This window comes from Pseudoalteromonas sp. NZS11_1 (assembly GCF_015864275.1).
Taxonomy (GTDB): Bacteria; Pseudomonadota; Gammaproteobacteria; order Enterobacterales; family Alteromonadaceae; genus Pseudoalteromonas; species Pseudoalteromonas arctica.
In genome coordinates, this window is record NZ_JADYXK010000009.1 from 53,432 (window position 1) to 72,902 (window position 19,471).

18 protein-coding genes are annotated in these 19,471 nt (G+C 40.6%); 8 read left to right on the forward strand and 10 right to left on the reverse strand.

Translation table 11 applies throughout. From position 1 onward, the window contains the following. Window positions 1–40: 40 nt before the first annotated feature. On the reverse strand, window positions 41–1,297 hold the full coding sequence (locus I6F44_RS08795; protein WP_197173610.1) for an FAD-dependent monooxygenase: 1,257 nt from the start codon (window positions 1,295–1,297) through the stop codon (window positions 41–43). A gap of 169 nt (window positions 1,298–1,466) precedes the next feature. Between I6F44_RS08795 and miaB the strand changes: the two genes are divergently transcribed. Genes miaB through lnt form a run of 5 tightly spaced genes read left to right on the forward strand, consistent with a single transcriptional unit; the run spans window position 1,467 to window position 6,931 of the window. Continuing rightward, the gene (gene miaB, locus I6F44_RS08800) at window positions 1,467–2,915 is read left to right on the forward strand and encodes a tRNA (N6-isopentenyl adenosine(37)-C2)-methylthiotransferase MiaB (protein WP_101216148.1); all 1,449 of its coding nucleotides are present in this window, start codon (window positions 1,467–1,469) and stop codon (window positions 2,913–2,915) included. A gap of 50 nt (window positions 2,916–2,965) precedes the next feature. Then, window positions 2,966–4,024 (forward strand): PhoH family protein, encoded by a 1,059-nt coding sequence (locus I6F44_RS08805; protein ID WP_007585598.1) that lies wholly within the window; start codon window positions 2,966–2,968, stop codon window positions 4,022–4,024. A gap of 4 nt (window positions 4,025–4,028) precedes the next feature. Beyond that, the gene (ybeY, locus tag I6F44_RS08810) at window positions 4,029–4,487 is read left to right on the forward strand and encodes an rRNA maturation RNase YbeY (RefSeq protein ID WP_002958542.1); all 459 of its coding nucleotides are present in this window, start codon (window positions 4,029–4,031) and stop codon (window positions 4,485–4,487) included. Between the two features lie 22 nt (window positions 4,488–4,509). After that, a complete protein-coding gene (corC, locus tag I6F44_RS08815; RefSeq protein WP_007585597.1) occupies window positions 4,510–5,394 on the forward strand; it encodes a CNNM family magnesium/cobalt transport protein CorC in 885 nt (294 codons plus the stop codon). After that, on the forward strand, window positions 5,375–6,931 hold the full coding sequence (gene lnt / locus I6F44_RS08820) for an apolipoprotein N-acyltransferase (RefSeq protein WP_197173611.1): 1,557 nt from the start codon (window positions 5,375–5,377) through the stop codon (window positions 6,929–6,931). Before corC ends, lnt begins: the two co-directional genes overlap by 20 nt. 143 nt (window positions 6,932–7,074) lie before the next feature. Here the strand turns inward: lnt and I6F44_RS08825 are convergent, their stop codons facing one another. The 4 genes from I6F44_RS08825 to I6F44_RS08840 all read right to left on the reverse strand — a co-directional run bounded on the left by I6F44_RS08825 (window position 7,075) and on the right by I6F44_RS08840 (window position 10,695). Next, entirely contained in the window at window positions 7,075–7,920 is an 846-nt protein-coding gene (locus I6F44_RS08825) for a hypothetical protein (RefSeq protein ID WP_197173612.1), read from the reverse strand. Between the two features lie 51 nt (window positions 7,921–7,971). Continuing rightward, window positions 7,972–8,220 (reverse strand): hypothetical protein, encoded by a 249-nt coding sequence (locus I6F44_RS08830; RefSeq protein ID WP_197173613.1) that lies wholly within the window; start codon window positions 8,218–8,220, stop codon window positions 7,972–7,974. 226 nt (window positions 8,221–8,446) lie between these two features. Further along, window positions 8,447–9,457 (reverse strand): RDD family protein, encoded by a 1,011-nt coding sequence (locus tag I6F44_RS08835; protein WP_197173614.1) that lies wholly within the window; start codon window positions 9,455–9,457, stop codon window positions 8,447–8,449. A gap of 152 nt (window positions 9,458–9,609) precedes the next feature. Next, on the reverse strand, window positions 9,610–10,695 hold the full coding sequence (locus I6F44_RS08840; protein ID WP_197173615.1) for an alkene reductase: 1,086 nt from the start codon (window positions 10,693–10,695) through the stop codon (window positions 9,610–9,612). A gap of 180 nt (window positions 10,696–10,875) precedes the next feature. On the opposite strand from I6F44_RS08840, the gene I6F44_RS08845 reads away from it, so the two are divergent. Both I6F44_RS08845 and I6F44_RS08850 read left to right on the forward strand, forming a co-directional pair. Next, the gene (locus I6F44_RS08845) at window positions 10,876–11,655 is read left to right on the forward strand and encodes a hypothetical protein (protein ID WP_197173616.1); all 780 of its coding nucleotides are present in this window, start codon (window positions 10,876–10,878) and stop codon (window positions 11,653–11,655) included. Between the two features lie 82 nt (window positions 11,656–11,737). Continuing rightward, entirely contained in the window at window positions 11,738–12,262 is a 525-nt protein-coding gene (locus I6F44_RS08850) for a CIA30 family protein (protein WP_197173617.1), read from the forward strand. Between the two features lie 21 nt (window positions 12,263–12,283). Here the strand turns inward: I6F44_RS08850 and I6F44_RS08855 are convergent, their stop codons facing one another. The 5 genes from I6F44_RS08855 to I6F44_RS08875 all read right to left on the reverse strand — a co-directional run bounded on the left by I6F44_RS08855 (window position 12,284) and on the right by I6F44_RS08875 (window position 16,685). Then, window positions 12,284–12,820 (reverse strand): hypothetical protein, encoded by a 537-nt coding sequence (locus tag I6F44_RS08855; protein ID WP_197173618.1) that lies wholly within the window; start codon window positions 12,818–12,820, stop codon window positions 12,284–12,286. A 158-nt stretch (window positions 12,821–12,978) separates the two neighbouring features. Next, the gene (locus I6F44_RS08860; protein WP_197173619.1) at window positions 12,979–13,221 is read right to left on the reverse strand and encodes a hypothetical protein; all 243 of its coding nucleotides are present in this window, start codon (window positions 13,219–13,221) and stop codon (window positions 12,979–12,981) included. Between the two features lie 25 nt (window positions 13,222–13,246). Further along, window positions 13,247–13,723, reverse strand: coding sequence for an FKBP-type peptidyl-prolyl cis-trans isomerase (locus I6F44_RS08865; protein ID WP_007585579.1), 477 nt, complete (start codon window positions 13,721–13,723; stop codon window positions 13,247–13,249). A 2-nt stretch (window positions 13,724–13,725) separates the two neighbouring features. Beyond that, the gene (locus tag I6F44_RS08870; RefSeq protein WP_231612815.1) at window positions 13,726–16,149 is read right to left on the reverse strand and encodes a Lon protease family protein; all 2,424 of its coding nucleotides are present in this window, start codon (window positions 16,147–16,149) and stop codon (window positions 13,726–13,728) included. A gap of 77 nt (window positions 16,150–16,226) precedes the next feature. Further along, window positions 16,227–16,685, reverse strand: a complete 459-nt coding sequence (locus I6F44_RS08875) for a zinc ribbon-containing protein (protein ID WP_007585575.1) — start codon at window positions 16,683–16,685, stop codon at window positions 16,227–16,229. A 196-nt stretch (window positions 16,686–16,881) separates the two neighbouring features. Between I6F44_RS08875 and leuS the strand changes: the two genes are divergently transcribed. Continuing rightward, window positions 16,882–19,470, forward strand: coding sequence for a leucine--tRNA ligase (gene leuS, locus I6F44_RS08880; RefSeq protein WP_197173620.1), 2,589 nt, complete (start codon window positions 16,882–16,884; stop codon window positions 19,468–19,470). The last annotated feature ends 1 nt before the right edge of the window (window position 19,471 follow it).

The following is a 19,471-nucleotide window of genomic DNA, read 5'->3' on the forward strand; positions in this document are numbered from 1 at the left end:
AAAGGCTCATAAATGAGCCTTTCTAATATCTACTTTAAATTTAGCCTAAATCACCACTAATTGCGTATTTTAAAACCCAGTTTTTTATCGGCCCCGTATTATTAGCCATTTTTAAAAACTGGCTGCGTGCCCATTTAAGTGGCGTAATTTGATTAGAAAACCCAAAGTAACACGCGTCCATCATGCTCATCATTAATAAATTAGCCCTGCGGCGAGCTCGCTCGTATTCTTTAAGTTTTAGTGGGCAACCTATATCTCCTGCTTCGTTTAAAACCTCAGCAAGTGCCACTACGTCCTGAAAACCTAAATTAACGCCCTGCCCAGCAAGGGGATTAATTGTATGTGCAGCGTCGCCTACTAAAACCAAGCGCCCTTGCGAATAATTATTAGCGTGTTGGCGAGTAAGCGGAAATACTGCATGGGTTTGTACTTCAAAGTCTCCAGCAAGTTCTGGGAATTTATTCAGTACGTGCGTTTTTAACTGAGTTGGGTTTAACCCTTTAAATGCTTGCAATGTATTTGCATCGTCGTACCAAATTAAATTAGCGTACGGTGCCTGCATTGGTAAAAATGCTAACGGCCCACTTGGTGTAAACTGTTGCCATGTTTTAATTTGTTGCGGTGCATCGAGTTTAATTAACACCCCCATGCAATGCTGTTGGTACTGCCAACCCGTAATACCAATATTCGCCTTATCGCGCAGCTGCGATTGCCCACCATCGGCGGCAACTACTAAATCAGCCGTATAAGTTCGATCACCATACACAAGCGTAATTAAATCATCCGTTTGCTCTATTTTAGTTACCGGCAATGATTGCTCAATAACCTCAATCTTATAATGCCCAAATTGCTGCCACAAACTTGCTTGAATTAAACTATTTTCAATCAAGTGGCCTAAATGTGTCGTGTTTATGTCGGCGCAATCAAATAATAAATTGTCACCACCGCGCTCAAAAGCCTCTAATTGTTGATAAGGTGCTATGCGGTTTTGCCTTAAAAGAGGCATTGCCCCTAATTCATCAAGTAAATTTTCTGAAAAACGATTAATAGCAGACACTCTAATATCCACCTTATCGCTACTAAGAATGTGCGATGGGTCTATTAGGTGTTTTTCAATTATGCGCACGCCAAAGCCTTGCTGAGCCAGCTTTATCGCCATAGCCGCGCCAACCATGCCCCCGCCAACCACTATCACATTATTTTTAGTCATGTTTTTCATCATTTTATTATTACTTGAGTCTGTTTTGATTGTATCAAAATTAATTTGTTTTATACCAGAGGATATCCCTAACAGCACATTAAACTCGCCCCGTATTGATTTGAGATCACAAACATGAAAACTATACTTGGATCTGGGCGGGTATCCAGCTAAAATACGCCTCCTTTAAGTGAGCATGCTTGCTCCTTAATCCTGTTTCTAGCACATTTTTGTGCCACTATCGAATTGAACACGAGGCAATATTTCAATGAGCAAAAAGCTGCATATTAAAACCTGGGGTTGTCAGATGAACGAATACGACTCTCAGAAAATGGCTGAACTTTTAGATGCCACCAACGGCTACCAGCTAACTGATGATGCAACAGATGCCGACGTAATCTTACTTAACACCTGTTCAATTCGTGAAAAAGCACAAGAGAAAGTATTTCACCAGTTAGGTCGCTGGAAGTTGTTAAAAGACGACAAGCCAGACTTAATAATTGGTGTAGGTGGTTGTGTTGCCTCACAAGAAGGTGACTCTATTCGCCAACGCGCACCATTTGTAGATGTTATTTTTGGCCCGCAAACATTGCATCGTTTACCAGAAATGATTAAACAAGTGCAAGGCAACAAAGGCTCATCGGTTGTTGATATTTCATTCCCAGAGATTGAAAAGTTTGACCGCCTGCCAGAGCCAAAAGCGGATGGCCCATCTGCGTTTGTATCAATTATGGAAGGCTGTTCTAAGTACTGTACTTTTTGTGTTGTACCGTATACTCGCGGCGAAGAAGTTAGCCGCCCAGTAGATGACGTACTACTTGAAATTGCACAACTTGCTGAGCAAAACGTACGTGAAGTAAACCTACTAGGCCAAAACGTAAACGCATACCGCGGCGACACACACGATGGCGAAATATGTTATTTCTCAGATTTAATTCGTCTTATTGCCGCTATTGATGGTATTGACCGTATTCGTTACACCACATCGCACCCGGTAGAATTTACGCCAGACATCATTGACGTTTACGCTGATGTACCAGAGCTTGTAGATCACTTACACCTACCAGTACAAAGTGGTTCAGACCGTATATTAAACCTAATGAAACGTGGCCATACGGCAATTGAATACAAATCGACAATTCGTAAGTTACGCAAAATTCGTCCTAACTTAAGCATGTCGTCAGATTTCATTATTGGTTTCCCAGGCGAAAGTAAAGAAGACTTTGAAGCAACCATGAAGCTTATTAGCGACATTGGTTTTGATATGAGCTTTAGCTTTATTTACAGTGCACGCCCAGGTACGCCAGCGGCAGATTTACCAGATGACGTAACAGAGCAAGAGAAAAAAGAACGCTTATACTTACTACAAAACCGTATTACACAAATGGCGCAGCAAATTAGCCGTCAAATGTTCGATACAGAGCAACGTATACTTGTTGAAGGTCCTTCTAAAAAGAACCCAATGGAATTACGTGGCCGTACCGAAAATAACCGTGTAGTAAATTTTGTTGGCCCGCACACAGTGATCGGACAGTTTGTTGACGTACGTATTACCGAAGCACTACCTAACTCTTTACGTGGTGACTTAATTCGTACAGAATCAGAAATGAACTTACGACGTGAAATCGCTCCTTCAGCTATTTTAACTAAAGCTGCAGCTGCAGAGCCAAAACCAGACACTGTTAACGAAATTGGCGTAGCTTCTTTCGTTCCTTAGTCACACTATTAGCGCCAGTTAACGCTGGCGCAGTACTATAGGAAGCAATTTTGAGTAATCAGTTAAAAACATTAGAGATTTATTTAGAACCTGCCGATAACAAACGCCTTTCTTCTTTATGTGGCCCGTTTGACGAAAACATCAAACAAATTGAACGCCACCTGGCTGTTGAAATAATTCACCGCGACAACTTTTTTAAAGTAACCGGTAAACTACACAACTGCGCCGGCGCTGTAGAAATCTTAAAAAACCTTTATGTTGATACTCAGCCAGTTCGTGGTGTTTTAGGCGAAATAGAACCCGAAGCCGTTCATTTAGCTATTACCGAATCAAAAGCCCTAGAGCAAGACGCATCAAGCAGCGCTTACGGCAAAGAAATGGTGATTAAAACGCGCCGTGGTGTTATTAAACCACGTAACGATAACCAAGGTGTTTATGTGGCTAATATTTTAAACCACGACATTACCTTTGGTATTGGCCCTGCTGGTACTGGTAAAACCTACCTTGCAGTTGCTGCCGCCGTTGACGCCCTTGAGCGCCAAGAAATACGCCGCATATTATTAACGCGTCCTGCTGTAGAAGCGGGCGAAAAGCTTGGTTTTTTACCCGGTGATTTAAGTCAAAAAATAGACCCGTACCTGCGCCCTCTTTACGACGCTCTTTTTGAAATGCTAGGTTTTGAAAAAGTAGAAAAACTCATCGAAAAAAATATCATTGAAGTCGCCCCACTTGCTTACATGCGCGGACGTACTTTAAACGATGCCTTTATTATTTTAGATGAAAGCCAAAATACCACCGCCGAGCAAATGAAAATGTTTTTAACCCGTATAGGGTTTAACTCAAAAGCGGTTATTACAGGCGATATAACACAGGTCGATTTACCTCGTGGCACACGTTCAGGCCTTCGCCATGCAATGGAAGTACTTGATGGCGTAAACGAAATTAGCTTTAACTACTTTAAAGCCCAAGACGTAGTACGCCACCCTGTTGTAGCACGCATAGTTGAAGCCTACGAGCGAAACGACGAAAGCGAGCGACTAAAGCGCATTGAAAAGCAAAATGCAAAAGACGCACTTGCTGCTCTTCAACAGCCTACTACTAAAGAGTAATACTTTGACAACCGAACTTGATTTACAAATAGCCTGTGAGTTTGACAACCTCCCAAGCGAAGAGCAATTTGCACTGTGGGCTGACAAAGCCCTTAGCCAATACCGTGACGAGTCAGAACTCAGTATCGTTATTAGCGACGAAGCGCAATCGCAACAACTTAATAACGACTATCGCGGTAAAAATAAACCGACCAACGTACTGTCGTTTGAATTTGAAGCACCACCAGGAATAGATATTCCCCTGGTTGGTGATTTAATTATTTGCCCAGCCATTGTATTAGCTGAAGCAATTGAGCAAGAGAAGTCATTTCATGACCACTTTGCCCACATGGTTATTCACGGATGCTTGCATTTGCTTGGATTTGACCATATAAAGAGTGACGATGCTTTAGAGATGGAAAGCATCGAAAAGCAATTACTTGCAGAGCTAAACATAGCAGACCCATACCGGGACGATATTTAAATTAACGGAGCAATTAGACGCAATGAGCGACGGTAACTCGCAATCTAGCCAGGGTTCTTCTGGCAAAACGTGGTTGGGCAGAATAGCTCAAATGTTGCAAGGGGAACCCCAGAATAGAGAAGAGCTGGTCGAAGTTATTGCCGATGCGCAAGAACGAGACGTAATCGATCCTGAAACAAAAGAGATGATAGAAGGTGTGCTTGGCGTGTCTGAGCTTAAAGTGCGAGACATAATGGTTCCGCGCTCACAAATGATCACTCTTGAGATCGACAGCCCGCTTGAAGAGCTAATTCCAATGATGGTTGACTCAACTCACTCACGTTTTCCAGTGGTGATTGAAGACAAAGACCATGTAGAAGGTTTTTTACTCGCTAAAGATTTATTGCCACTGATCTTAAATAAAGACGAGCATTTACCATCAATACGCGATTATTTACGCCCAGCAATGGTAGTACCTGAGAGCAAACGTGTTGATACATTGCTAAACGAATTTCGTCAGCAACGCTACCATATGGCTGTTGTTATTGACGAATACGGCGGCGTATCGGGCTTAGTAACTATTGAAGATATTCTTGAAATAATTGTTGGCGAAATCGAAGATGAGCACGACGAAGAAGAAGAACATCAAGATATTCGTCGACTTGCTAAACATGTTCACGTAGTGCAAGCACTCACACCTGTAGATGACTTTAACGAGCATTTTAAAACAGGCTACAGCACAGACGAAGCCGATACTATTGGCGGAACTGTACTGCACGCATTTGGCCATATGCCAAGCCGTGGTGAAACGATTGACATAGAAGGTTACCAATTTAAAGTAACCAACGCCGATAATCGTCGTATTTTGCAACTGCAAGTCACCGTTCCTAAGGCTGATGATAACGACAGTGAAGAAACTGCTAACTAGACTTACCCTATTAGCAAAAGATAAAAAAGCATGGCTCGCACTCGTTGCGGGCCTTGTTTTAACTTTTGGCTATGCCCCCTTTGAAATTTGGCCCATCGTATTTATTAGCCTTGGTGCCATAATTTTTTGCGTTAACCCCAATAATACCGGTAAAGCACACGCAAAAACCGCTGCTAAATATGGCTTTATATTTGGCCTAGGCTGGTTTGGTGCTGGTATAAGCTGGGTACATGTTTCAATTGCCACCTTTGGCGGTATGCCGCTTATAGCGTCACTCTCGTTAATGGCATTTTTGTGCGCCTACTTAGCGTTATTTCCCGCACTTGCCTTTTGGGCAACTACACGCTTTGCCACTGGTCCTAAAAGCTTTGGCGCATTACTAATTGCCTGCTTTGCAGTTAGTGAGTATTTACGTGGCACCGTACTTACCGGTTTCCCGTGGTTAAGTTTTGGCTACACACAAACCGACGGACCTTTAAGGCTGCTTGCCCCTTATATTGGCGAGTTTGGCTTAACCCTTACCTGTGTCGCTATTGGCTTTGCACTGTATAGACTTACCCAAAAAGATTTTAAAACCCCGGCGGTTACTGCGACAGCTGTTGCGCTTATTTTTACAGGTGCAAACACCACAGGCAGTATTCATTACACAGATAAAAACATGTCAGTATTGCTCGTACAAGGCAACATACAGCAACACCTGCGCTTTGAGCCCAGTGAGTTTTGGACCACAATGAGCAAATACCAAGACCTGACACGCCCACATTGGGATGCCGACTTAATAGTATGGCCCGAAGCCGCAGTGCCTGAAATAGAAATGCTTGCTGATTCCTACCTAGCCAATTTAGACAGTGCCGCCTCGTTTAATAAAACCGCCCTTGTAACCGGTATTGTTGACTACCAGCGAGACACCAAAAACATATTCAATACGCTTATTGTAGTCGGTAATAAAGAGCGCGGCGACGATCACGGGCATTATCATTACCTTGATAAAAACCGCTATCAAAAACACCAGCTATTACCTATTGGCGAGTTTGTACCGTTTCAAGACTTTTTGCGCCCTATTGCCCCATTATTCGATTTGCCTATGTCATCGTTTACCCGTGGCGACAAAGTGCAAAATAACTTGCGCGCCAACGGCTATAACTTACTCCCTGCTATTTGCTACGAAATTGTTTTTGCCGACTTAGTACGCGGAAATTACAAAAACGACTCCGATCTACTCTTTACGGTCAGTAACGATGCCTGGTTTGGCGACTCCATTGGGCCTTTGCAGCACATGCAAATAGCCCGTATGCGCGCGCTCGAGCTACAACGCCCTCTAGTACGTGTTACCAACAATGGGGTAAGCGCCGTATACGACCCAATAAGCCACACACAGCAAACCATGCCTCAGTTTGAAGCTACCATATTGAAAGCCAACATTAAGCTTATAAAAGGCGACAGCGTGTACAGCCAATACGGCAACATGTTTGTGTGGGGATTTGTGTTGTTGATGGGGGTTGTCGGGTTTGGGTTTGGGGTTAGGTTTAGAAAATAAGTAAATACTGATGGCTATAGTCTGTAGCAAGGGGTTGAGTATCTCTTGCTACTTGAATTTATAATTTCACCTGCACTGAGTATAACTATAAATTTTAAGATACCTTTAATATTAGCTCTGTCTGCGCATAGAGTAATATTAAATTACTGTGTTTTCACTGATGATCTAAGTGCTTCCTCACCCAGTTTAAAGTTTTGCTCATGGCTCAAATCGTGTAAATGTGCGTATGTAATCTCTCTTAATGGTAACGCGACTAAGAACTTGTCCCATGCTTCATACAATACAGAGCTATATTCTAATAATTTATCTCTGGAAACCTCGTCCAAAGCTAAAGAGTTCAAATTATCCAATAACTCTAGTTTTTTTTCTTTCTCTATATTTTTAATTACACTTTCATAAGGTGTAACTTCAATAAACTTTAAATTATCCTTGTCACGATAGCCAGCCATTACAGGAAGAATATATATATCATTAGATTGTATTTTCGCCTGTATCTCATAGATATAACCTATATAAACTTTTCTATCAGACATAGTAAATAAAATTGGGAGCCCCGTTTTATTTGAACGGTGGAATAATCGAGAAAATTCAGGACTATCAGCATCTTTTAGAAACTCATCCTCTAGGAGGTGTTCCCTATCAAATAACTTGTATATCAACCATGGTAATACAATCGACATGAAAAAACTTATTGTACTGATATCAACAATAGCAACCCAATGCTTTTCTACATGGGAAAATAACAAAACTTCCGTTAAAAACCAATGCCCCAAGTCGACATTAATATCGCATAACGTTGCTACTTCACTGATAAGTAAGAAAATAAATGCACTTATAAGGAATGCAAACAAGCCTACGGAAGTAGACTTAAAAAATGTATGATAACCATTACTTCTATGAAGAGGAAAGTGTGTTTTGTGGTAGTGATTCAGCAGGCTATACCCTGAGACTCCAAAAACAAGTAATAGTAATATTGTAGGCTTTATCATATGGTGCAACTAAAAAGTGCCTTATTAAATATAGGCACTTTATTTTAAATTTTAAGAAGTTGGATGAGTCAACCTACTAGCGGCTTGTAATTGCTCTTTTACAACAGGGCTGTCTCTTAAAGACTTCATATCCACTCTAAATGTGTCATTCCTAGGCATATATACATCAATTTCACTTTTAGCGTGTTGAGCAAATAATTTTTTTACTTCTTTGATTTGATGATCACTCAACTCAGTTGAGAGTTCTTTTAACTGTTTATCTATTTTAGGAGACAAACGAAAGAAATTGAACCAGCTCATAACGGCGCTCCTTATAAGAAACATAATTTAACAAATAGATTGTGATGTAGCTTTTAATTCAAATCTACTACGATACTGATATTAATCATCCTGACGAATATGTCAATAAATTGTATATTTCAAACCATTAAACATTTAGATAAGTTATACAGAGACGACTATTCTGATTGTCTCAAAAAACATCTATAAAGAACTAAATTAAGACCTTATTTTAGTCCTTTCTTAACTAATTTTGAACTGTCTCTTCTACCGTTTCAACATTTACAACTTGATTCAAGTAACCTTTAATAACTACTGTCGCTGATATTTTATCTTGAATCGCTTGTCTGTTTGGGTCCCAATATATCTGTAAAAACCCTAACAAGCCTGTGGCAAAGCCTGCGCCGTAGCCGCCGTAGCGACCAAAACAATCTAATAAACCTAATGGCTCACCGCTTAGGGCAACTACGCGGATGTTACATGCTTTTTTACCTGGTGTTTGGCCACGCCAAAGCAGCGAGAACAACGTAAAGTAAACCGCAGCCCAGCCAAAACCCAAGCCTAGGTCTTGAATAATGCCTTTGCTCCACTGCAAAATACTATTTGTAGTTGTTTGCGCTGGTTTTTCTTCTATTAACTCTGCAGGCTTTATTTCGTTATTTTCACTGAGTACTAATAACTGTAAAAACACGGTAGCAAGTTGTGGGTTTTGTAGGTCGTCCATTTCTGCTAATTTGGGAACTTCCCCTATTAAATTATCAAGCGCGGTTTGTTGGCAAGGTTGATCACAGCTGTCATCGGCTGTTTGCGCTAAATAAGTATTTACCCGTTGTTTTTCTGTGGCGGTAAGCTGAATTTCATCTTGTATTTTTACGCCCTGAACAGCCAAACCTTGATCAGCGTTATCGTCTTCTAGGTAATCTATGCCAATTGAAAGCACAGTAAGTGCGCTTACAAATAAAATACTTGCTGCCGTTACTTTTAAGATTCTTCGCCACACACTCGACATTTTTGGAAGGTATTGCTGAGCCGTACCTTTATAAAAAGCCATTGCAGCGACAAATGCTATTAAAGCCGCGCTGAGCTTGGCGGCTAAAAATATCAGTGCAACATCAATAATAATCGCTAATGCACGCCTACTTGGTGTAGCCAAAGGCAAGCCTAGTAAAGCACTGTCAATTTTAAAGGCGTAGGGGGTAATAACTTCTCGGGTTTCAGAATTTGATAATTCTAATTGTTCTATCTCTTTGGCTTTCATTTATTTTCTTGTTATTAAAATAGGTAACCCGGTTAACTTACGCGTTTTTTATTTTTTGCTCAAGATAAAGCTAATAGAATCAGTGCACAAAAAAGGGCTGCATAAAATGCAGCCCTTCATGTTTTTACTAAATGTTTATTACTTACTTGTAATTATACCGTTGGATAATCGGTATAGCCTTGCTCTGCACCACCAAACAAAGTGTCGGGGTTGTGGTTGTTAAGAGGCTTGCCTTGCTTTAAGCGTGCTGGTAAGTCTGGGTTTGATACAAACGGGCGACCAAAGCCAATCATGTCGGCCCAACCTTCGCTAAGTGCTTTGTCTGCACGTTCTTTGGTGTACTTGCCTGCGTAAATTAATACACCGTTGTAGGCTTTACGAATGGCGTGTTTAAACTCAACACTCATTAAAGGTGCATCATCCCAATCTGCTTCAGCTATATGCATGTAACCTACGCTGGCTTTATTTAATGCCTCAGAAACCGCTAAATAAGTTTCCTCAGGGTTTTCGTCTACTGTGCCATTAAGGGTTGTTAACGGGGCTAGTCTTACGCCTACTTTGCTGCTACCAATTTCGTCGCTAACAGCATTTACGACTTCAATTAAAAAGCGTATACGGTTTTGCACGCTGCCACCATATTCATCGGTGCGAGCATTTGACTCTGAGTCTAAAAATTGGTTAATAAGGTAACCATTTGCAGCATGAAGCTCTATGCCATCAAATCCTGCATTAACTGCATTTTTAGCAGCTTGACGAAATTCGCCTATGACTTGCGTAATATCTTGTTTGCTCATCTCGCGTGGTAACTGAGTATCTACAAAACCCGGTGTGCCGTTTGTATCTACAAATACTTTTACGTCTTTTGCAGCAATGGCCGAGGCTGAAATAGGCTGCACGCCACCGGTGTTGTCACTGTGAGTTACGCGACCAACATGCCAAAGCTGAGCAAACATCACGCCACCAGCGCTATGTACTGCGCTTGTTACTTTACTCCAGCCTGCAACTTGCTCATTTGAATAAATACCCGGAGTCCAAGCGTAACCTTTACCAAGCTCACTAATTTGCGTACCTTCGCTTACAATTAGCCCGGCACTTGCGCGCTGTGCGTAATATGTTGCCATTAAGTCGTTAGCTATATCGCCGGGCTGTGTTGAACGCGAGCGGGTCATTGGGGGCATAACAATACGGTTTTTTAATGTTTTACCTGCAAGTTCTATTGGTTCAAAAAGTAATATCATAATGCCTCCTAAGTTTGATTGCGCTCATAATAACGTAACCAAGCACATGCAAAAACAACAAAAACTGCAAAATAGTTTTGTTGTATCTGCAATAAAGCTACAAAGTAAAACACATTAACTTTAGGTGAACTAAATGTATTTTATTGACTCTTAACAGCACTATTAAGTTGAGGGTTTGATGTGAATAAAGGGAATGCGTGGCCGTGGGTTATCTCGTTATGTATACATGGCGTGTTGCTGTACTTATTACTTTCACATAAATTACTTTCGCAAAAAATAAAGGTTGAAGAACCTCAAACAAAAAAAGACACCGTAATAAACGCTTATGTAATGGTTAACTTATCAACCCAACCTAAGTTAAGCACCGTTAACACCACCACTAACGCACCGATTGCTGAGCCTGCAAAGTTAGAGGTAAAAAAAGTACCTGAATCTGTAAGCACTAATAAAATACCTACAACTCAAACACAAGCTACTAAAACACCCAAACAACGTGACGAAAAACCAAAAACAGCAACAGTAACAAAGCCCACTATTACAAATAAACCTCAACCCCCTGCCCACACCATTAATACCAACACGCAAACGTTTAAAAAACTTAACCCGTATGCGCCTATTTATGGCGCACCTATAAATAACTTAACGCATAAAAAAATGGTCACGTTTGGCGAAGCAGATAACTCAGATAGTACTGATGATGCAATAGCTGCCACGCCCACAATTAAATCACCGGTTAAATCACCGGTTAAATCACAAAAATCGGAAGTTATTAGCCAAAATACAATAGGCACACGACGATTAGAAAAATTTAACGGTAAATGCTATTTAATTGATACTTCAACCGTATTTGGTAGTAATGGCATGCCTCAAGGTAGCGCGCAGACCTGCCCTGGCGAGCAAACTGATGATGAAATATTATTTAATAAAATAATGGATAAGTGGGCTCGTAAAAATAATTAGTTTTAAATTAGTGAACAAATACATTATTAAAGCGTATTAGTTATAAGTACTCCACTTACTTAATGCCAATTAGGAAACACGTATGACAACAAAGCAACTATCGTCACTTTTTGTATTTAATTTATTAGTTGTAAGTACACAAGCGAATGCAAATCAGCGCTGGTACGTTGTTAATGACTCAGTAATGGGCGGTGTATCTAATAGCCAAGTAACACAAACTCAAGAAAGTTTGCTTTTTACGGGCAATGTTTCGCTTGATAATAACGGCGGCTTTGCATCAATACGTACAGAGCTAAATACACAAAGCCAAAATACTAAAGCTATAGCACTGCGCGTTAAAGGGGATGGACAAACCTATCAGCTTAGGCTCAGAACTACCAATTACCTTGATGGCGCAGCGTACACCCACTCATTTAAAACAGTAAAAAATGAATGGGTAGATATAAACTTTGCTCCGAGTGATTTTACTTTAACGTATCGCGGCCGCGTGCTTGAGCAGCAGGTTATTATTGATTTTGACGATATAAAACAGCTAGGCTTTATGATTGCAGGCAAGCAAGAAGGTAGGTTTAAACTTGAAGTGGGTAAAATTGAGTTTAAAAGCTAGCCCACCAGCATGTTGGCGGCGCTAAATAGTATAGTCGTCGCCCCGCCTCTTCATTTCACTAATAACCAGCTCAACCATTTGTTGTTTTATTGCTGCTTGCTCTGACTTTAACTCCCCTAATTGCAGCTCTAACATATCTATCTGCTCTTGTTGCGGTGTGTTTTTATATTTTTTTGCACCTAGGTGGTCAGCATCTAAAACTGAATTTGCATCACTTTTATCTAACTCACTTGCAGAAGTACTTATAGTTAAACTATGTTGTACAGGGCTTTGTTTAAGTTTGTTAATTTGCTCTTGCAGCGCAATAACTCGCCCAGTGAAGTGCTTGTATACTTTTTCTAGGTTTTTATATTGATTGCCAAACGTTGCGTTATCTTCACTATATTCTTGCGCTTTGGTATCTAGAAACTTTGATGACACATATTTTGGCTCTTCCTCATTTTCTTCCTCGCTCTTTTCTTCACTCGCTTTTTCAACAGGTAGTTTATCTGATTGCGCTAAAGGTTGAGTATTTGAGCTGTGTACTTGGTATGCAATGGGAGTCAGTGAAATCTTCATTATTTTATCCCTAAAATAGCTTTGTAACTATTATGGGTATCGACCTCGTATTAAAATTCTTGAGTAAATTTTATTGTTAGCTAAAAGCAAAAAGCCCCACTTTATTAAAGTAGGGCTTATACCAATTTATTAAACTAACTCGTTGCTTACTTAGTGCTTTAGTTATCTTGTGAGAGCGCAATAAGTGCAAGCGCCGCATTTAGGCGAGTATTTAAATTATTATAAATAGTCATTCCAAACACACCGATAATACAAACTATTAAACCCATTTGTAGGTTAACGCTCATCTCTAGTAAAAAAACAGCTGCAACGAGTAAGCACAGCGCTAATGCATAAATAATAGATTGAAAGGTAAAGTTAATATCACCTTTGGCTATTTTAAGTAATTCGTCTTTATTCATAATTTACTTCCTTGTTATTTGATCACTAAGACTCAATTGCCAGTAACTCTACTTCAAATATAAGTACTGAGGCAGGAGGAATACTCCCTACACGTTTTTCGCCGTACGCTAATTGGTGCGGTACATATAGCGTGTATTTATCGCCGGGGCTCATAAGTTGTAAACCCTCAGTCCAGCCTTTAATAACTTGGTGTAAACCAAAGCTAATCGGTGTTTTACGCTCTACTGAACTGTCAAACACAGTGCCGTCGATTAGTGTGCCATGATAATGCACGTTAACCATACTTTTTGGGGTTGGTGTGTTTTCGTTTTCGCTTTTATGGATTACTTTATACTGCAAGCCAGAAGTCGTTTCTACTACGCCTTCTACCTTTGCGTTAGCGGCTAAATAGTCTGCACCTATTTGTGCATTTATGCCTGCTTGTTGTTTTGCTTTTTTACTATTTTGAAATATTAAAAAACAAAAAATGGCGATAACTACCGCCAAAATTATATTAATCATCATTAACCTTTTTCGTTATCTAGCTCTTCGTCTTTTTCGTCGTCATCATCGCCGTTTACTATGTCGGCAATCTCTTTAAGACGAGCAAGTGCAATACCGTTTACTGAGTTTTCTGGATACTGGTCATCAATAATATCGCCAGCTTCTATATCCATTAACAAATTAAGCGCTTGGTCTACGGTTTCAACTGCGTAAATATTAAATTTACCCGCTTCAACCGCATTAAGTATTTCGTCATCAAGCACTAAGTTAACTTGGTTTGATTTAGGAATGATAACGCCTTGCGAACCTGTTAAACCACGCATTTTACATAGTTTAAAAAAGCCTTCTATTTTTTCGTTTACGCCACCAATGGCTTGTACATCACCGTGTTGGTTAATAGAGCCTGTAAGCGCAATTGATTGGCTAATAGGTAGGCTTGTAATAGACGAAATAAGCGCACACAACTCTGCTAAAGATGCGCTATCGCCATCTATGTAACCATAGCTTTGCTCAATGGCAATATTAGCGCTAAGCGTTAAGCTAAAGTGCTGCGCATATTTATTACCTAAATAACCGGTAAGCAACATAACACCTTTTGAGTGAATTGCTTTACCAAGCTCAGCTTCGCGTTCAACATCTATTACGCCATCGGCGCCAGCATAAACAGTTGCCGTAATACGCGCAGGGGTACCAAATGAGGTATCACCAATGTGTAATACGGTTAAGCCATTTACTTTACCAATGGCTTGGCCGTCGGTTGCAATAAGTGTGTGACCTTCTTTTATATCACTGAGCATATTTTCGCTAATTTGGCCGGTACGGTATTGCTTGCCTTCAATGGCTTCGTCAATATGGTGCGCGTCAATAACGGCTAATTTGTCTTGCTTTGCGTAGTAACTGGCTTCTGCAATAAGTTCAAGTACATCAGCAAAACGCGCTGATAATTTATTTTGATGCTCAGCTTGGCGGTAACTAAATTTAAGTAAACGCACCATAGCAGCCTGCGTTGCAGTGCACTTTAATGTTTGCTCGCAATACTCGGTTACTTTAGTAATAAACTGGTATTGCAATTTATCGCTACTTGGCAAGTAGTAATCAAAGTCGGCTAATACTCTAAATAGCTCTGCAAATTCTTCATCGTATTCACCTATGGTGTAGTACAACTCGCGCGAACCTAATAAAATAATTTTAACATCAAGCGGTATAAGCTGCGGGCGAAGTGTAAAGCTAGTCCCTACTGTGCTGTCTTGGTACGGTAAATCGTTTTTAATTTGATGTGTTTTTAACGCGAGTTTTAAACCATCCCACACTTGTGGGTTTGCCATGATTTTTTCAGCGTCCATAATTAAATAACCGCCATTAGCACGATGCAATGCACCAGCCTGAATTGAGCGATAACAGGTAATTAAAGAGCCTTGCGATGTTGAATACTCAATTTTGCCAAATATATTGCCAAACGTTGGGTTGGGCTCGTACACAACCGGTGCTGCGTCGTCTTCTTTAAACTCAACTAAAATGTTAGGTGCAAAAAAGTCGGTAAGCATGCCTTTGCGATCAAAGTCTTCTTTGCTTTCTTCACTTTCATCTTCGTCATCTAGCCATTCAAGTACCGCGTCTATAATTTCAACGCGTATATCTTTTAAATAGCGCAGTACACCAATATGCGTGGCATATTTATGTTCTAAGTCTTTTAAAAGTGGTTTAGTGGCTTGCTCAGCAGTCGACTTTTTAAGATTGCGTTGTTTTTCTTTTGATTCGCGTTTCCAACGTGGCAGCTCTATTAACGCTTCTATTAATGCATCTTCTAGCTTTTCAATTTTTTCAAAAAACTCTTCACGTAACGTTTCTTCAAGTTCGCCAAATTCGCTGTCGCTTAATTGTTTACCATCTACAAGTGGTGCAAACCCTACTGAATTTTTTTCTTCAACTAATGCAACGCTTTGCTCAAACGCCGCAATTTCTACTGCGGTAATAGCACTGTCGTAGGCATCGTTAAATTCACGATCGATTGATTTTTTCTTACGCTGATACGCTGGGTTATCAAATGCCGCAGGAAAGGTGTCGAGTACTTCATCTAAAAATGAATCTATATCGTCACTAAGTTGCTTGCTTTGACCTGGTTGCATAAACAGCGCAATAGGTTCTCTGTGGTCATCGTAATTGTTTACGTATAACCATTCGTTTGGAGTTGAGCGGTCTTTTGCGTGTTGTTTAAGTTTATCTTTAACAAGCGTAAAGCGCCCGTGAGCGGCCTCGCCCATTACATAAACGTTGTAACCCGGCAGTTCCATCCCTAATGAAAAATCTAAAGCACTTTGGGCGCGTTGTTGGCCTATAAACGTAAGTTGCTCTGGGTATGGATTGTTCATACACGTGTTTACGTGATTAGTAGAAATACTCGGTGCGAGCTTTGAAACAGATAGTGGCAGCAATTTTTTCGTCATTCTAACTTCTTTTTTTACCAGCATATTCGCTGGCCTTTGGGCGTATTAAGTGGCCCGCAGCCACTTAATACTTATATTTAAGGGTGCAGTGCCTTACGACTAAAATAGATTCCATCACATTCAATACACGGTGTAATTTGTGTAGCGTGATAAACATCGTAACTATGGGTGCAATTCTTACATACTAATGTGCCCATGGCTATCCATTCGCCTGCGTGATACACACCATTGTGCTTAAAATCTTGGCTAAGAGATTGCCACTCAAGTTGAGTTTTATCTTCTATGTGCGAAAGTTCAAACCAAAGAGACTCTTTAAGCTCTTGCCATGCAAGCGAATTATAGTGTGATTCGTTCTCTACTATATGTTCAATATCATTCTTTAAATAACTTTTGTAGAGCTCATATCTTTCTTGACTTAAATCTTTAAGCGCCTGCTCAGATTCAACAAACCCAGAAACCACATCTTTTAAACCATGTTCTTTCACATCTTTTATCCAATGGGTAAAACTGCTAAGCCATGTTTTGTAATCAGTCATTTTTTACTCCTTCAAAATTGCTGTTAAATCAGTCTGTAACTTATGTCTTTAGCTAACCACACTATAAAAAGGCAGGTTAACCTGCACTGAAAGTTACAATTTAATAAAAGCATGTTTTTGACGCTGTGAATAGTGTTTTATTTGGGGTATCCTAACGGCAATTTTTTATTAGTTTGCAAGAAGTCTGGAACCATAGATGCAAGAGCAATATAACCCGCAAGATATAGAGTCAAAAGTACAAAGCTACTGGGAAGAAAACCAGGTATTTAAAGTCACTGAAGATGAGAGCAAAGAAAAGTATTACTGCCTTTCTATGTTCCCTTATCCGAGTGGTCGACTGCATATGGGTCATGTGCGTAACTACACCATTGGTGATGTTGTTTCTCGTTTCCAGCGCCTGCAAGGCAAAAACGTAATGCAACCTATGGGTTGGGATGCGTTTGGTTTACCTGCAGAAAACGCTGCTATTAAAAACAAAACAGCACCAGCTAAGTGGACATACGAAAATATTGATTACATGCGTACCCAACTTAAGCAATTAGGTTTTGGTTATGACTGGGATCGCGAAATTGCGACATGTCATCCAGAATACTACAAGTGGGAGCAGTGGTTTTTCACTAAGCTTTACGAAAAAGGCCTAGTGTATAAAAAAATGTCGACAGTTAACTGGGATCCAGTGGATCAAACTGTACTCGCTAACGAGCAAGTTATTGACGGTCGTGGTTGGCGTTCAGGCGCTGTGGTTGAGCAAAAAGAAATTCCACAGTGGTTTATTAAAATTACCGACTACGCACAAGAGCTACTTGACGATTTAGACAAGTTAGAAGATTGGCCAGAGCAAGTTAAAACAATGCAGCGCAACTGGATTGGCCGCTCTGAAGGGTGTGATATTGAATTTAAACGCACCGATAACGACGAAACATTTAGCGTATACACAACTCGTCCAGATACCTTTATGGGTGTTACGTATGTTGCTGTTGCTGGTGGTCACCCTATTGCGCAAGAAGCCGCTAAAAATAGCGATGCTATTGCAATGTTTGTTGAAGAATGCAAAAACACCAAAGTTGCCGAAGCAGACATGGCAACAATGGAGAAAAAAGGCATAGCAACAGGCTTTTACGCCACTCACCCATTAACGGGCGAGCAAGTACCAATTTGGGTTGCTAACTTTGTATTAATGCATTATGGCTCAGGCGCTGTAATGGCAGTACCTGCACACGATCAACGCGACTTTGAGTTTGCAACAGCGTACGGCCTAGATATAAAACAAGTCATAGCGCCTGCTGAAGGTTCAGATCTTGAAGTAAACCTAAAAGAATCAGCATTTACCGATAAAGGCGTACTTGTAAATTCGGATGAATTTAACGGCCTTGATTTTGAAGCTGGTTTTAAAGCGATTGCCGATAAATTAGAAGCACTCGGTGTTGGTGAGCGTAAAGTAAACTTTCGCCTGCGTGACTGGGGTGTGAGCCGTCAGCGCTATTGGGGTTCTCCAATTCCTATGCTTAGCGATGAAGATGGTAAAGAACTTGCCGCAACAGAAGATATGCTACCAGTTCGCTTACCAGAAGATGTAGTGATGAACGGTGTAACGTCACCACTTAAAGCAGACCCAGAGTGGGCTAAAACAACAGTTAATGGCGCACCGGCGTTTCACGAAACTGATACGTTTGACACCTTTATGGAGTCGTCTTGGTATTACGCTCGTTACTGTAGCCCACGCTACGATGAAGGCATGCTAGACCCTGCTGCTGCTAACTACTGGTTACCAGTAAATCAATACATTGGTGGTATTGAGCACGCTATTTTACATTTATTGTACTCGCGCTTTTTCCATAAATTATTACGTGACTTTGGTTTAGTTAATTCAGACGAGCCGTTTGACCGCTTACTTTGTCAAGGTATGGTACTTGCTGAAACATTTTATCGTAAAGATGAAAAAGGCGGCGATATTTGGATTTCGCCAACTGATGTAAACACCGAAACCGACGAAAAAGGCCGCGTTACTAAAGCATGGCACAAGGAAGACGGCGAGCCGGTATTCTCATCAGGCATGAGCAAAATGTCTAAGTCTAAAAACAATGGTATAGACCCACAACATGTAATTGCCCAGTATGGTGCAGATACAGTGCGTTTATTCATGATGTTTACAGCACCACCAGAGCAAACGCTTGAATGGTCTGACTCAGGCGTTGAAGGCGCGCATCGTTTCTTAAAACGTGTATGGAAGTACGCGGTAGACGTTAAAACAGTAGGTTACCAAGCACTTGATAAATCAGCGCTAACTAATCCGCAAAAAGTACTACGTCGAGACTTACACAAAGCAATTGCTAAAGTGACTGATGATGTTGAACGTCGTCAAACCTTTAACACCGCTATTGCAGCTATTATGGAGCTTTCTAATAAGTTATTAAAAGCACCACTGAGCGACAAACAAGATGTAGCGATTGCTAACGAAGCACTTGAAGCATTAGTTATTATGCTTGCACCTATTACTCCGCATTTATCGCATGAGCTTTGGAAAGAGCTTGGTAAAAAAGGCGAAATTTTAGATGCTGCATGGCCAAAAGTTGACGAGTCTGCACTTGTTGAAGATGAAAAACTAATCATCGTACAAGTAAACGGCAAGCTTCGCGCTAAGTTAACAGTGGCAGCTGGTGCAACTCAAGAGCAAGTAGAAGCCCTTGCGTTTGCAGAATCTAACGTAACTAAATTTACTGATGGCTCAACCATTCGTAAAATCATTTACGTACCAGGCAAGCTACTTAACGTGGTAGCTAACTAAT

Bases quoted from the DNA above. Each gene is read 5' to 3' on its own strand.
- I6F44_RS08870 (WP_231612815.1), bottom strand. From the start codon at position 16,149: ATGACGAAAAAATTGCTGCCACTATCTGTTTCAAAGCTCGCACCGAGT.
- I6F44_RS08860 (WP_197173619.1), bottom strand. From the start codon at position 13,221: ATGAATAAAGACGAATTACTTAAAATAGCCAAAGGTGATATTAACTTT.
- I6F44_RS08830 (WP_197173613.1), bottom strand. From the start codon at position 8,220: ATGAGCTGGTTCAATTTCTTTCGTTTGTCTCCTAAAATAGATAAACAG.
- miaB (WP_101216148.1), top strand. From the start codon at position 1,467: ATGAGCAAAAAGCTGCATATTAAAACCTGGGGTTGTCAGATGAACGAA.
- leuS (WP_197173620.1), top strand. From the start codon at position 16,882: ATGCAAGAGCAATATAACCCGCAAGATATAGAGTCAAAAGTACAAAGC.
- I6F44_RS08855 (WP_197173618.1), bottom strand. From the start codon at position 12,820: ATGAAGATTTCACTGACTCCCATTGCATACCAAGTACACAGCTCAAAT.
- I6F44_RS08875 (WP_007585575.1), bottom strand. From the start codon at position 16,685: ATGACTGATTACAAAACATGGCTTAGCAGTTTTACCCATTGGATAAAA.
- I6F44_RS08850 (WP_197173617.1), top strand. From the start codon at position 11,738: ATGACAACAAAGCAACTATCGTCACTTTTTGTATTTAATTTATTAGTT.
- I6F44_RS08835 (WP_197173614.1), bottom strand. From the start codon at position 9,457: ATGAAAGCCAAAGAGATAGAACAATTAGAATTATCAAATTCTGAAACC.
- I6F44_RS08825 (WP_197173612.1), bottom strand. From the start codon at position 7,920: ATGATAAAGCCTACAATATTACTATTACTTGTTTTTGGAGTCTCAGGG.
- I6F44_RS08840 (WP_197173615.1), bottom strand. From the start codon at position 10,695: ATGATATTACTTTTTGAACCAATAGAACTTGCAGGTAAAACATTAAAA.
- I6F44_RS08865 (WP_007585579.1), bottom strand. From the start codon at position 13,723: ATGATTAATATAATTTTGGCGGTAGTTATCGCCATTTTTTGTTTTTTA.
- corC (WP_007585597.1), top strand. From the start codon at position 4,510: ATGAGCGACGGTAACTCGCAATCTAGCCAGGGTTCTTCTGGCAAAACG.